Here is a 13,733-nt window from a genome sequence, read left to right on the forward strand (position 1 = left end):
GGTTAGCCGTTCAGTTTTTTGGCAAGACCCGCGACATGTTCGCCTTGATAGCGGGCGATAGACAGCTCTTCATTGCTCGGCTGGCGTGAGCCATCACCACCGGCAATGGTGGTTGCGCCATACGGTGTCCCGCCGCGAACCTGAGACACGTCAAACAACTCCTGTGCGCCATAACCGATTGGCACAATCACCATTCCGTGGTGGGCAAGCGTGGTCCAGGTCGACGTGATAGTCTGTTCCTGACCGCCGCCCGTACCGGTGGAACTGAATACGCTGGCGAGCTTGCCGTATAATGCGCCGGATGCCCAAAGCCCTCCGGTCTGATCGAGAAATGTGCGCATCTGGCCTGACATATTGCCAAAACGGGTAGGGGTTCCGAAGATGATGGCATCGTAATCAGCCAGTTCCTGTGGGGTAGCGACCGGGGCATTTTGTGTTTTCCCCCCGGCTTTGGCGAAGGCTTCCGCCTGCATGGTTTCCGGTACGCGCTTCACCACAACCTCAACGCCATCTACTCTGTTTGCACCTTCTGCTACTGCGTGAGCCATGGTTTCAATGTGTCCATACATGGAATAATAGAGCACCAGAACTTTTGCCATTTTGCATCACTCCTCGTTTGTTTTTTCTGACAGCGAATCGCTGCGTTCATTTAAAGATAAGTCGTGATGGCCAGAGTGCAACTTTTAGCGCCATTTCTTTGATTTATAACAACATATTAACTAAATTATTCTGTAGTAACGTGAAACACTTTTGTGCCGTTCAATTTTCGTAATGATAAGAGGGGTTTAATGGCATCAGTGACACAGAGAAGACTGAAAAGCAGATATGATGTTGCAGGATATGACTATTGCGGGACGGACAGACTCTGATCGGATAGCAGTGAAACCGGGTAATTTCACTGCTAAATCATGGATTATTTGTCCAGCGCTAACATTGCGGCACACCCACCGTTAACCCATGCCATTGAGTAAAAGAATTGCCCATTCACACTGTCGGGCGTGAAGTTTGACTCTGATTTTAAGTGCTGCAGTTTTCGCGTGTAGTCAGCCAGGACGGCATAAACAAAATGATCGGCATCATCGGATATTTTTGCCGACGCTTCGAGATTGCCCCCGATTTTTCCCCACTCCTCTTTTGAAATGGCATTGGCTTTATATTGAGTAAAGTATCTGGACAGACGCGGTTTCGCCAGCTTGAGCAACTGATCCCCCGCAGCACCGTTGTAGCCCGTTTCATCAAGACGAGAAATCGCCGCACACTGCGCCTCTTGCCAGCCTATTGTCGCGTTATCCGCGATCTCGCCCGCAATGGCTGTTGATGACGCGAGAGCCGTTATGGCTAATGCAAAAAGCTTGTTCATCTTAAATCCTTATAAAAATAGGCATTACGAAATGTGGTACAGGTTCTACGTGAAAGGGTTAGCAGAGGTGAGCGGCTCATCATAGCGTTGAGACAAAAGGGTAACAACGCTATTTCTGAGACCACAGAGCATCGATTTATTGTTATTTAATTGATTTATAATCATAAATCTTACACTTTCTTTTGTAGCAATATGAAACATATTTACGACACTCAATTTTTAGATTGATAAGAAAGGGTTATTGATGGTTCACACAACGTCCCGCGCAAGAGGCTGAGATCCTGTTGCAGGATATTACGGTTTGCTGGTTATACCGCCCTCATCCGCTAAGCTTAGATCCACGCGACGCGGAGATAAGACGCTTTTTTCACGTCGTCAGGTGAAAGAATCCTCTTTTACTGAATGCAGTATGATGTCTAATGTTTCACACCCTGGAGGTTGAAGATGGCAAACCATCGTGGTGGCTCAGGTAATTTTGCTGAAGATCGTGACAGAGCATCAGAAGCAGGTCGTAAAGGTGGCCAACACAGCGGAGGGAACTTTAAGAATGACCCTCAGCGTGCATCAGAAGCCGGTAAAAAAGGGGGAAAAAATAGCCACGGGAACCGTAACAGTTAATTCGCCCGTATCCTTTTCCAGATAGCGACCGATGACGGTCGCGGCATTCCCCGGCCGCCGGAACATCCGGCGGTTTTTTTATTTCTGCAACATTGAACTGTAACCAAAGGCATCGCACACTACGGAATTGATCCTTATTGCTGGTGCACCATGTCGTCTTCTCGTTTCAGATTCTCCGTTAAACCTCAGGAAGCCATCCTCATTCTGATCACCATGTTCTGGGGCGGAACGTTTCTTGCCGTCCAGTATGCGGTCACGCTGAGCGATCCCTTCTTCTTTGTTGGACTGCGTTTTGCGACGGCGGCGATTGCCGTGGCCTTGATCTCGCTAAAAACATTGCGCGGGTTGACGCTCAAAGAGCTGAAAGCCGGTGTGGCGATTGGTGTGTCCATTGCGATGGGGTACAGCCTGCAAACCTGGGGCTTACAGTCCATCTCCAGCAGTAAATCGGCCTTCATCACCGCCATGTATGTTCCGCTGGTTCCACTATTACAGTGGCTGTGTCTGGGACGAATGCCGGGTCTGATGTCCTGTATCGGTATTGTGCTGGCGTTTATCGGCCTGATCCTGCTGGCCGGTCCTGGCGATAATTTGCTGGCGTTGGGGCCAGGCGAAATGATCACTCTGGTTGGCGCGGTGGCGATTGCGGCTGAAATTATCCTGATCAGTGCCTGGGCGGGAAAAGTGGACGTTAAGCGAGTGACCGTGGTGCAACTGGCTACCGCATCGCTGGTGGCTTTTATGGCGATGGTTCCAGCGGGAGAATCTGTTCCGCCGATGTCGCCAGGGCTTATCATTGTCGCCCTGGGGCTGGGCATTTTTAGCGCCATTATTCAGGTCACGATGAACTGGGCGCAGCGCAGCGTTTCGCCCACGCGTGCAACGGTTATCTATACGGGTGAGCCTGTCTGGGCGGGGATTTTTGGGCGTATCGCCGGAGAACGTCTGCCGCTTCTGGCTCTGCTGGGAGCCGCGTTTATTGTAGCAGGGGTGCTGGTCAGCGAGTTAAAGCTCAAACGGAAGAAAAAAGCGCTGCCGGAAAATGACAGCGCTGTGGTCAATCACGAATCCTGACGCACCACGTCGCCCTGCGGCGTCACCGCCATTCGGCGGCTCAGCAGGGCGTTAAGCAGGATTGCTCCAAACGTAGCCGTTCCGATCCCGCCCAGCGTGAATCCCCCCAGCGAAAGGGCAAAGTCACCCGCACCCAGCACCAGCGTAACCGCGACCATAATCAGGTTGCCGTTCTGGCTGAGATCGACATTGTGCTGGACCCAGATACGTGCGCCCGCCACCGCAATCAACCCAAATACCACAATCGATGCGCCGCCAATGACCGGGCCGGGAATGGTGTGGATCAGTGCGCCAAACTTAGGCGAAAAGCCGAGCAAGATGGCAATGGCGGCGGCCGCGACAAACACCAGCGTGGAATAGACTTTGGTGACAGCCATGACGCCAATATTTTCCGCATAAGTCGTGACCCCGCTGCCGCCGACAGAGCCGGAGAGCATTGTTGCCAGCCCATCGCCCACAAACGCACGCCCCATGTACGGGTCCATATTGCGCCCGGTCATGCCAGCGACGGCTTTCAGGTGGCCTAGGTTTTCTGCAACCAGGATCACGGCGACGGGGGCGATCAGCATCATCGCCTGGCCGCTAAACGTCGGGGAGGTGACCTGCGGTAAGCCGAACCAGGCAGCCTGGTGGATCAGGCTAAAATCGACCGGTTTGCCGAATCCAAACACGTTTGCCAGCAGGGTGTACACCAGACAGGCCACAATCAGCCCGACCAGAATCAGCAAACGCTGGATCATTCCACGGGTAAATACCGCTACCAGGCCAATGCAGAGAACCGTGATCACCGCCATCCAGCTTTCAAATGGCGAGCCGGACACACCTTTAACGGCGATAGGGGCGAGGTTCAGGCCAATCGCCATAACCACCGCGCCTGTTACCACCGGAGGCATCAGCCGTTCGATCCAGTGAGTACCAATCTTCATTACCACCAGGCCAATCAGGGTATAGACCAGACCACAGGCGATAATGCCGCCGAGTGCGACGCTCAGATTGGGGTTAATCCCCTGACCGTTAAACCCGGTGGCGGCAATAACAACCCCGATAAAGGCGGCGCTTGACCCCAGATAGCTCGGCACTCGCCCACCTGTGACCACAAAGAACAGCAACGTACCGATACCCGACATCAAAATGGATAAGTTGGGATCAAGCCCCATCAGCATGGGCATTAGTACGGTTGCGCCAAACATCGCGACGGCGTGCTGAACGCCCATCACCACAGTTTGGGCTAACGGGAGTCTCTCATCCGGCGCGACCACGCCGTGTTCCGTAGAGGTCGATTTCAACTGCCAGTGGGGAAAACCGAACATTGCCATAAGCTGTCTCCTTAAGGAGGGTTAACAGGCGGGTCGCAAGAGTGCGTGATAGCCGCGGTCAAACCACACCAGTCCCTGCGGCACGGGATGGCGAACGATCGATACGATGTCGCAAAACAGGATATCGTGAGTGCCAACGCTGACGACCTGGTTGATACGGCAGTCAAACGACGCCAGTGCATTTTCCAGACGCGGACAGCCCGTTTCTCCCGTCTGCCAGCGGGCAGCGGAGAAACGTTCTTCCATTGGCGTTTTGCCGCCAAACAGATTCGACAGTGGCTCTTGTCCGGCGCTGAGCGTATTGACGCACAGTGTGCGGTTTTCGCTGAAGGTGGGCCAGACTGACGCGCCACGGTTCAGACATACCAGCAGGGTTGGTGGTGAATCGGTCACGCTGCATACCGCGCTGGCGGTAAAGCCCGCTAAACCGGCAGGCCCGTCGGTGGTAATGATGTTGACGGCCGCGCCCAGGCAGGCCATCGCATCGCGAAAGGTTTGTTTATCGGGAGTATTCATTTTCGCTCCTTACGCCAGGCCACAGGCGTCGTCAAAACTCAGCCGGGGCAGACGCCCGTATAGTTTGCGGACATCGCCATAGCCGATGTTGATCAGCAGATTACTTTTCAGTGTCGTACCCGTGAAAAAGGCGTCATCGACTTTTTGTCGGTCAAATCCAGACATCGGCCCGGTGTCGAGCCCCAGGGCGCGGCAGGCAAAGATCAGATACCCAGCCTGCATAGCGCTGTTGCGAAAGGCGGTCTCCTCCGCAAGCGCCGGGCTTGAGGTAAACCAGCTTTTTGCGTCTCCGTGTGGAAACAACTCGGGCAGACGCTCATAAAATTCGCTGTCCCAGGCGACAATCGCCGTCACCGGGGCGCTGAGGGTTTTCTCCAGGTTCCCGCTGGAAAGCGCCGGACGCAGTTTCGCTTTTCCTTCCACACTTCGGACAAACACGATGCGCGCAGGTGAGCAGTTGGCGGAGGTCGGCCCCCATTTCATCAGGCCGTAGATCTCCCGTAGTGTCTCATCGCTGACCGGAATATCCTGCCAGCCGTTATGCGTACGAGCACCGGTGAACAGGGTTTCCAGTGCGGAAGGATTAATGGCTTCGCTCATCGCAGCTCCTTATAAAACGGGTTCATGGTTGTGCAGCAGGCGGGCCAGCCCGTTCAGCAACAGGGTATTAAAGATATCGGGTTCGGTGACGTTGCAGGCATGTCCTCCCTGGCGCATCACCACTTTTTGGCAACCGGGGATTGCGGCCTGCAACTCAGTTGAACAGACGGCAGGAACCAGCAGGTCGTCAGCGGAGCAGATAACCTGCACAGGACAGCGAATACGGGCAGCCTGACGGCTGAAATCGGCCTGTTTCAGGGCCGCCAGCCTGCGCAGCAGATTGTTTTTGCCCTGGAAATGGGCCAGCGCCAGCGACTCTTCTGCCTCCATGCGCGGTGCGCGAGCAGCCATCCAGTCCGCCGGGTAGAGAAACAGCGGCTGCGCCTCTACCCACGCCTGTGCGCCGCCCGCATGGAGCAGGCGTTCACGGATCTGAAAACAACGACGGGTATGGGCATTCAGCGTGAGCCAGCCGTTGACGCACACCAGAGCGGTAACCGCATCGGGTCTATCGAGCGCCATCTGCAGGCCAACCAGCGCGCCCAGCGCGTGGCCGACCATGCAAAAACGTTGAATGCCTGCCTCTGTGAGTGCCTGAAACAACTCGTCCGCCATGGTGTCCAGGCTGTAGCCTTCCGGGAGTGTGTCGGGGTTATTCCCCGTACCGCGCTGGTCATAACACACCACCTGGTACTCCTGCTCCAGCAGGGCAAGCTGGGGCAACCAGTAGCTGCCACTGCCGCCCAGCCCGGCAATCAGTACCACGACGGGAGCGCCAGAAAAGGGCGGCGGTGAGACGGAAATTTTCACGGCAGCCTCACTTAGCAATATGGGCAATGGTGGCGATTTCGACCAGTGCCTCCGGTTTGACCAGCCCGCACTGAATACAGAACCGCGCTGGTTTGTCGCCAGGGAAAAACTCGGCATAGATTTCGTTAATCGCGGCGTAGTTTTTCCAGTCGGTGATAAAGATGCTGTTGAATGTCACATCCTCCATCGTGCCACCTGCGGTCTCGATAACGCTTTTGATCGTCTCCAGCACGTGGCGGGTTTGCGCCTTTGGGTCGTTGGGGTAGACCACATTATTTTGCTTATCAAACGGCAGCGTGCCGGAAACATACACCACGCCATCGGCGAGTGTGCCGGGGACAAACGGGGCAATGGGGGTGCTCGTGCCCGGTGGAATGATCACGGATTTCGGCATTGTGTTTCTCCTCAGGCAATACGGGCTAATGATGGCGGGGAGAGAGCGTCGCAGAAATCAGCGACAGTGCTTACCCAGCCAAAGAAGGTTTCGATATTGAATAGCGCGGCTTTCTGGGCAAATTCCGGCCCGGCCTGGTGGGTGGCGTCTTCCAGCACCACACCGAAGTATTCAAGGAAGAAACCGTCGCGCAGGGTCGACTCCACACAGACGTTGGTGGCGATGCCGGTAAAGACCAGGTGGCGGATCCCACGGCAGCGCAGCAGGCTGTCGAGCGGGGTGTTGAAAAAACCGCTGTAGCGGGGTTTCGGCAGCACGATATCGCCAGGTTCAGGAACCAGTTCATCAACCAGTTGATAATCCCAGCCGCCTTTTGCCAGCAGCTTGCCCTGGAGATCCGGCTGTTTGCGCATGGTTTTCAGGGCGTTGGACTTGTGGAAGTTAGGAGAGCCGGGGCCACCCGCCTCCACATACTGATCGTCCCAGCCGTTCTGGAACCAGATAATCAGCATTCCCGCAGCGCGTGCGGCAGCGACAGCCGTTTTAATGTTCTCAATAACGGGTTTCGTCGCGGAGACATCAAAGCCTGCCAAATCCAGGTAACCGCCCTGGCTGGCATAGGCGTTTTGCATATCCACCACGATCAGGGCACTTTTTTGTGCCTCAAAGGTAATGGCTTCCGGGCGAGCGTCGAGCGTGGTCATTACGCGACCTCCTTCGTGACAGCAGGGATGTGTGAGCGGCACTGCATCAGCGGTTGAATGCGCTCGCCGAAGGTTTCAACACCGGTCAGAAAATCGTCAAAGGTCAACAGAACACCTTCTGCCCCTGGCACGTTAGCCACGTCGTCGAGCATTCGTGCCACACTGGCGTAAGAGCCGACCAGCGTGCCCATATTGATGTTGACTGCTGAAGTCGGGTCAGCCATCTGGCGAACGTTGGTATCGGAGCCGGAGCGGGTATCTTTCTGGCTCTGCTCGGTGAGCCAGCTCAGGGCTTCGTCATCGGCGCCATCCTTGTAGCATTCCCATTTTGCGCGCGCAGCGTCGTCGGTTTCGTCGGCGATCACCATAAACAACACGTAGGAACCCACGTCACGTCCGGTTTTGTCGGCGGCGTCTTTCATGCGTGCGGCGGTTGGCGCGAAGGCTGTCGGGGTATTAACGCCTTTTCCGAAGCAGAAGTTGAAGTCCGCGTATTTTGCAGAGAATTCCATGCCAGCATCGCTCTGTCCGGCACAGATAACCTTCATCGGCACAGAGGGCTGTGGGCTGACACGACAATCATTCATGGTGAAGTAGTCGCCTTTGAAGTCGCTCTTGCCAGTTCCCCACAGATCGCGCAATACCTGGACGTACTCCGTCAGGTACTCATAGCGACGGGAAAAGTATTCGTCGCCCGGCCAAATCCCCATCTGGTCATATTCTGGCTTTTGCCAGCCGGTGACGAGGTTAACGCCAAAACGGCCACCTGAGATGGAGTCGATGGTTGATGCCATTCGCGCCACAATGGCCGGGGGCAGGGTGAGGGTGGCTGCTGTTGCGTAAATCTGGATGCGCGATGTCACGGCTGCCAGCCCTGCCATCAGGGTGAAGGACTCCAGATTGTGATCCCAGAATTCGGTCTTGCCGCCAAAACCGCGCAGTTTGATCATCGACAGCGCAAAATCGAAATGGTAATGCTCGGCTTTCTGCACAATCGCCTTATTCAGCTCAAAGGTTGGCATGTACTGCGGCGCGGTGGTGGAGATCAGCCAGCCGTTGTTACCAATAGGTACGAATACGCCAATTTTCATCACGAACCTCTCTTCATCTCTGTATGGGGTGAAAGTCAGACGTGGCGCTGCATCCTGCATATCCTGTTCAGCCTCGTGAACAAGGTTTTGCAAAGGAGATGCCAGTTTTGAAAATGACTGTGTTATTAATGTGTTAACGCAAAGTTGATGAAATGAAGGCTAAAAAAACGGACTAAATGGTCAAAAACATTGCACAGAAATCAGGCGTTCATGCGCGATTGAGGTGCAGGGCATGATGAAGGGAATGCAGCAAGGGAGGGTGAAAAAGGGCGGGGGAAAGTGGCAACGATCCCGGCCCTGACCGGGATCGCAGGTTAGCGTTTACCGGGGCTTCACAGGCCCGTTCACGCGTTTGTGCTCCGGCTGATCGCCCGTATCATTAAGCGCCCCCGGGAATGTCGCCAGCCACGCTTTCACCTTGAGCTTATTGGTATGCACTGCGCTTAACCCTTCTAAACAGCCCCATAGCTCGCGCGTATTCTGCGGGGTGATCACAATGCAATCCGGCATCACGCGGATTTTTACCGCGCGGCCATACGCAAACCCGGCGCGGGACAGCCACTCCCCGGACAGCGGCAGATAATTGTTCTCCATTCGCGTATACAGCTCACCGCAGGATGAACCCGTCTCATCCCTCGCGTGAACACGCCCGGAATGGGTGGGATCCCCATGCAACGTCCGTGGGTTCTTTTTGCGTACCTGCTCGCGAATTTCTTCACCATTTTCAAATACTGCATTTTCCGTTTGGGCAACAGCCCGCTCTGGCATAAAATTCTTCGCAGCCATATTCAACTCCTGTTTAGTTGTTTTGTGGTTAGCGGTATAAAGGTGCTGTTACACCTTTTTACCGCGATCTCGTTTATCTACTTTCCTGTCTAAAACTCACTGCTTGTGTTGGGTGGTTTCACTACGCCGATTATACCCTTATGGATAAATACACAGGGGTAAAATGGTCGGGGAAATAGTGAAAATGCGAGGCGGCTCGAGGAAAGGTGTGGGGGGACTTGAGGGGCTGGTTTGAGCGAGGAATGGACCTTCTCGCCCTATACGGATAGAAAGCAAAAATTGATGTTCCAACTTCCTGATAATTAGTTTTTTGCAACAATCACGACAGTAGCTTTTAATATTCTTATTACTCATTTTTCATCTTTTAATTTTAAACGCCCAAGCGTTATGCAGCGTGAACACTCCATTGTTATTACAAGCTGTCACAGAATATTAAGTTTAATATACATAATTCTACATCGTTTTTTCGCAGCTAACATTTCTAATGGTTGAATCTTAAGGTGTCCCTCCTGCCCACCCTATCCAAAACCCACACCACGTTTCCCCGCGATACAGTAAAGGCCCATCATTTAAGATACCACTCAAAACAGTAATGATAACTATTTGCATCAGTGTGCTATGTTGAACGCGCTTAAAACAAGATCTGGTTCTCATGGCGGAAGATAAGACTCATCGCGTGGGAAAACCCTGTGGCTGCGTTGAGAAGCAGCATCAATACAATTTATGGAGAGAAGATGAGAAGAATTTCAGTCTGGTCAGTACTGTTGGCCTCAGCTATTGCGATATCAACTGCCACAACGGCATACGCCGATAGCCAATGGACAGCCACCACCACGACCTTTCCTGGTAGCATCCGTGCCGGGTCACGGGAAGTTCCCGTCAAGCCCGGAGATAAAACGGTTATAGCCATTAAGAGCTTGCAGGCGGGCACGACCGTCACCATTCTCAATGGTGCTGAAGTCCTGACACCGAAACCACTGACCGCCGACGAGAAGGGAAACCTCAATATTCCGTTGACCGTTCCGGCCGATGCCGCAACAGGCCTTCATCCACTCACTGTTATTACGCAAAACCCCGCGAGCGCTTCGCAGGTCATGTTGAAATTGTCCCAGATTGTCCCGCCAAAAAACACGGAGGCTTTCAGGCTGCAAACAACGTCCGTCGGTGAGCGGGCTTACCAGTCGGCAGTGTCGGCTGACGGAAAGCTGTTCGTGACCTCTGCACGCGGCCCGAAGGATGGTAGCCGCCTAATGAGACTGAATGCCAGAACCCTGGCTGTCGAAGCGGAGGCAACACTGCCTAAAGACAAAAAGGGTGAGCAGATTGGTGTCTTCGGCGTCGGTGTTGATAATGCCCATAATCAGGTCTGGACGACGAACACCCTTGCCGAGACGGTGACCGTCTATGACGCAAAAACGCTTTCCGTTGTGAAGGTTTTCCCGGAGGGATCGGTCTCGCATCCACGCGATGTGGTTATTGATGAAGACAACAATCGGGCCTATGTCAGCGCGGCGCTGACCGGTTTTGTCGAAGTGTATGACACCAAAACGCTGGAGCACATCGGTCAGTTGGAGTTTGTGGTGGAGCGTGGCAAAAACCTGTTTAACAGTACCGATCTTATCCTCGATAGCGCTGGCGGCAAGCTCTACGGCGTCAGCCGCGATACGCCATGGGTAGGCTGGATTGATCTCAAAACCGGCAAGAGTACGACGGTGAAAGTACCTCAGGCGCAGGGCGCAACCGACATCGCTCGCGATCCGCAGACTGGCCGTCTGTATGTCGCGTCCCAGGAGACGAACAATGTCGTGGTTCTTGATGCGGACGGTAAGGTACTTGCGGATACCTATATTGGTGCCGGGGGAGTATCTGTCGTCTGGGATCCGGTGACATCGCAGGTTTTCGCCGCCACGCGTGCAGGCGGAACCGTAGCAGTGCTGAACAAGGACGGTAAACTGGTCGCTAATATCCCGGTGGATGATACGCCAAACAACCTGACCGCCGGGCCTGATGGCGCAGTTTATCTGGTGTCTATGTATGGCTCGACCGGGGATAAAGTTCAGACAGGCTCAGTGACGAAAATCACCGCCAAAAAATAACGGCATGAGTCCGCCTGGTTAGTCGCAGGCAGGTCAGCCTGGCATTATTATTAACCCCCTGTCACCTGTGGGCCGGGGGTATGTTTTAGCATATCTGATCGGTATTCACATTTTTTTACTCGTGGCTGATTGACGTCCATAGCGAGCAATCAACACAACGTTCCAACAAATACCCCGCGTTGCAATGTCTGCTGTACCAGGCAGCCCATATGCGAGTGTCTAAGAGGCTACTTTGAGCGAGGGGCGGACGTTACTTTAATGATCAAAAGGCATGAGGCAGAGTACTCGATGTAAAGGATGGCCACGAACACATTAGCGATTCAGGTTGTTATTAATTCTGAGCATAAGTCGATAAATGCACGAAGTTTGGGTTGATTTCTGGCTGCTCTGGAAAAATAAAGGAATAGTCCATCGTTACCCGGAGAAAGATCCAGCAAGGCCGCGTCCAGAGAACCATTAGCCAGTTCACGAGAAGTGTGAAAGGTGGAGGAATAAATCAACCCTGCCCCCCTAACAGCGAGGCTACGCATTAATTCTCCGTCATTCACGGTAATCAACCCACGAGGCTCAAACTTTTTATTTTCATTGTCTTCAATAAACTCCCAGCGATAAACATCCCCTTTTTCAGGACGACGAAAGCGAATGCATTCATGTTGTTCGAGGTCTTGCGTTTTTTTCGGCTTTCCATATTTTTGGAAATATTCGGGAGAACCGAATACCGCCCACCTGAATGGCGGTGAGAGTCTGATGGCAATCATGTCCTGCTCAATATATGAACCGATCATAATTCCTGCATCATAACCCTCTGAAACGAAATTCTCGTGTCGGTTACTTACCGTAATATCAATATGTATATTCGGCCATGCCTCTCTGAATGCAGGTAAAAGAGGTTCGAGAACATGAGGGAGCGCAAGGCGTTCTACAATCAGTTTCAGCGTTCCTGTTGGCAACTTTGCTGATTGCGCGACGTCTTCAAAACTCGTTGCAATTATCTGGGCTGCTGGGGCGATTTGCTGAAGAAGATGCTCGCCTGTTTCCGTTAGTGACATTCTGCGCGTCGTCCTATGGAAAAGTGGCGCTCCAAGGCGATGTTCAAGCCGTTGCAAAGCCAGACTTACAGCGCCCGGCGTTTTGCCCATATCAAGAGCTGCCTTTCTAACGCTCAAGCGCTTTGCAATGGCCAGAAACTCGTTTAAACCGTCAAAGATATCGGACTGACCCATGTAGCCTCTTGTCATATTATTTCTAAAACTTTGGAGATAACTTCATAGTAACATTAAGCAACAATGCAGAGTTATTACATCGTTTTTTTAAACACATTGTCCTTTTTTTACCGTCTGTTGGGCGCTACTTCTTTCAGTTAGAGTCGACTTACACGACCCACTGGAGAAATTACCTGTGACAATTTTGAAATTCTGTACATGCCTTTTTGCATCAGTTCTGTTCTGCGCGGTGTCTCCTCTTGCTCTTGCTCAAATCAGCGTAAAGGGAGAAAAAGTCCTTATTGTGGTATCCAGTCTGGATAAAAAAACGCCGGATCTGGTCGGGGGATTTTGGTTTCCTGAATTAACTCATCCTGTCGAAGTTTTTGATAAAGCGGGTGTGAGTTATGATATTGCAAGCCCTAAAGGTGGACTACCTCCCTTCGACGGGTTCGATCTGAAGGATCGGGCTAATCTCGATTTTTGGACGAATCCTGAGCACCGTAATAAATTAGCCAATTCTATTGCTCTGGAAAAAGTGAATCCGGAAAATTACAGCGCGATTCTGCTTGTCGGGGGACATGGTCCAATGTGGGATTTTGTTAATAACCCGCAACTGATCCATATTGTCAGAACTATGTATGAGCACAACAGCATCATCAGTGCCGTTTGCCACGGGCCTGCCGGGCTGTTGAACGTTAAGCTCAGCAATGGCGAACTGTTGATCAAAGGACGTCATCTGACCGGATTTACCGCAGAAGAAGAAGCATATCGGCACTACGATAAAATTGTTCCATTTGAGCTGGAAGCGGCGTTAGAAAAAGATGGAGCACTCTTCGAGGAGGCTCCGATTTTCGAAAATAAAGTGGTTGTCGACGGGCGATTGATTACGGGACAGAACCCGGCATCGGCTAAAGCACTGGGCGAGGCTGTGGTAAATGCTCTACAAAAGAAAGTCTGATTAGCGTTTACAGTTTGCGTCAGGAGCGTTTTCCTGACGCATAACTATCTTTCAGGTCCGTGATAATTCTTTTTTGGTATGCCTCCGAATAATCTACAAAATGTCCGCTCCTGGCACATACCCGCCATTCCGGTCCCCCTCAACCGACCCACTAAAACCCCCAGTCAACCCCAGATATGACTCCTGCCTCCGTTTTCAATCATTT

The 13,733-nt window shown here is 52.8% G+C and carries 15 protein-coding genes; 4 read left to right on the forward strand and 11 right to left on the reverse strand.

Annotated features, from left to right (window positions below):
* Window positions 1-2: 2 nt before the first annotated feature.
* Both wrbA and HV346_RS08015 read right to left on the reverse strand, forming a co-directional pair.
* Window positions 3-599, reverse strand: coding sequence for an NAD(P)H:quinone oxidoreductase (gene wrbA / locus HV346_RS08010; RefSeq protein ID WP_181622990.1), 597 nt, complete (start codon window positions 597-599; stop codon window positions 3-5).
* Window positions 600-913: 314 nt separating this feature from the next.
* Window positions 914-1,360 carry a hypothetical protein gene (locus HV346_RS08015; protein WP_181622991.1) on the reverse strand — a complete coding sequence of 149 codons (447 nt, stop codon included), beginning with the start codon at window positions 1,358-1,360 and terminating at the stop codon, window positions 914-916.
* A gap of 444 nt (window positions 1,361-1,804) precedes the next feature.
* Between HV346_RS08015 and HV346_RS08020 the strand changes: the two genes are divergently transcribed.
* Both HV346_RS08020 and HV346_RS08025 read left to right on the forward strand, forming a co-directional pair.
* Window positions 1,805-1,978, forward strand: coding sequence for a general stress protein (locus HV346_RS08020; RefSeq protein ID WP_181622992.1), 174 nt, complete (start codon window positions 1,805-1,807; stop codon window positions 1,976-1,978).
* 150 nt (window positions 1,979-2,128) lie between these two features.
* Window positions 2,129-3,052, forward strand: coding sequence for a DMT family transporter (locus HV346_RS08025; RefSeq protein ID WP_181622993.1), 924 nt, complete (start codon window positions 2,129-2,131; stop codon window positions 3,050-3,052).
* Here HV346_RS08025 and rutG read toward each other — a convergent pair.
* From rutG to HV346_RS08065, 8 genes are all read right to left on the reverse strand, one after another.
* Window positions 3,040-4,368 carry a pyrimidine utilization transport protein G gene (gene rutG / locus HV346_RS08030; RefSeq protein WP_181622994.1) on the reverse strand — a complete coding sequence of 443 codons (1,329 nt, stop codon included), beginning with the start codon at window positions 4,366-4,368 and terminating at the stop codon, window positions 3,040-3,042. The genes HV346_RS08025 and rutG overlap by 13 nt on opposite strands.
* Window positions 4,369-4,389: 21 nt before the next feature.
* Window positions 4,390-4,884 carry an NADH-dependent FMN reductase RutF gene (gene rutF / locus HV346_RS08035; RefSeq protein WP_181622995.1) on the reverse strand — a complete coding sequence of 165 codons (495 nt, stop codon included), beginning with the start codon at window positions 4,882-4,884 and terminating at the stop codon, window positions 4,390-4,392.
* 9 nt (window positions 4,885-4,893) lie between these two features.
* Window positions 4,894-5,484, reverse strand: a complete 591-nt coding sequence (locus HV346_RS08040) for a malonic semialdehyde reductase (RefSeq protein WP_181622996.1) — start codon at window positions 5,482-5,484, stop codon at window positions 4,894-4,896.
* Window positions 5,485-5,493: 9 nt separating this feature from the next.
* Entirely contained in the window at window positions 5,494-6,294 is an 801-nt protein-coding gene (gene rutD, locus HV346_RS08045; RefSeq protein WP_181622997.1) for a pyrimidine utilization protein D, read from the reverse strand.
* 7 nt (window positions 6,295-6,301) lie between these two features.
* The gene (gene rutC / locus HV346_RS08050) at window positions 6,302-6,688 is read right to left on the reverse strand and encodes a pyrimidine utilization protein C (RefSeq protein ID WP_181622998.1); all 387 of its coding nucleotides are present in this window, start codon (window positions 6,686-6,688) and stop codon (window positions 6,302-6,304) included.
* Window positions 6,689-6,699: 11 nt separating this feature from the next.
* Window positions 6,700-7,392, reverse strand: a complete 693-nt coding sequence (gene rutB, locus HV346_RS08055) for a pyrimidine utilization protein B (RefSeq protein ID WP_181622999.1) — start codon at window positions 7,390-7,392, stop codon at window positions 6,700-6,702.
* A complete protein-coding gene (gene rutA, locus HV346_RS08060) occupies window positions 7,392-8,483 on the reverse strand; it encodes a pyrimidine utilization protein A (RefSeq protein ID WP_181623723.1) in 1,092 nt (363 codons plus the stop codon). The genes rutB and rutA overlap by 1 nt, the downstream gene beginning before the upstream one ends.
* 321 nt (window positions 8,484-8,804) lie before the next feature.
* Window positions 8,805-9,269, reverse strand: a complete 465-nt coding sequence (locus HV346_RS08065; protein WP_181623000.1) for a SymE family type I addiction module toxin — start codon at window positions 9,267-9,269, stop codon at window positions 8,805-8,807.
* A gap of 734 nt (window positions 9,270-10,003) precedes the next feature.
* Between HV346_RS08065 and HV346_RS08070 the strand changes: the two genes are divergently transcribed.
* Window positions 10,004-11,365, forward strand: coding sequence for a beta-propeller fold lactonase family protein (locus HV346_RS08070; protein WP_181623001.1), 1,362 nt, complete (start codon window positions 10,004-10,006; stop codon window positions 11,363-11,365).
* A 320-nt stretch (window positions 11,366-11,685) separates the two neighbouring features.
* Here HV346_RS08070 and HV346_RS08075 read toward each other — a convergent pair whose 3' ends face one another.
* Entirely contained in the window at window positions 11,686-12,588 is a 903-nt protein-coding gene (locus HV346_RS08075) for a LysR family transcriptional regulator (RefSeq protein ID WP_181623002.1), read from the reverse strand.
* A 175-nt stretch (window positions 12,589-12,763) separates the two neighbouring features.
* Here HV346_RS08075 and HV346_RS08080 point away from each other — a divergent pair, with 175 nt between their 5' ends.
* The gene (locus HV346_RS08080) at window positions 12,764-13,528 is read left to right on the forward strand and encodes a type 1 glutamine amidotransferase domain-containing protein (protein ID WP_181623003.1); all 765 of its coding nucleotides are present in this window, start codon (window positions 12,764-12,766) and stop codon (window positions 13,526-13,528) included.
* Window positions 13,529-13,733: the final 205 nt, after the last annotated feature.

Origin of the sequence: Enterobacter sp. RHBSTW-00994 (assembly GCF_013782625.1) — a bacterium.
GTDB lineage: Bacteria > Pseudomonadota > Gammaproteobacteria > Enterobacterales > Enterobacteriaceae > Enterobacter.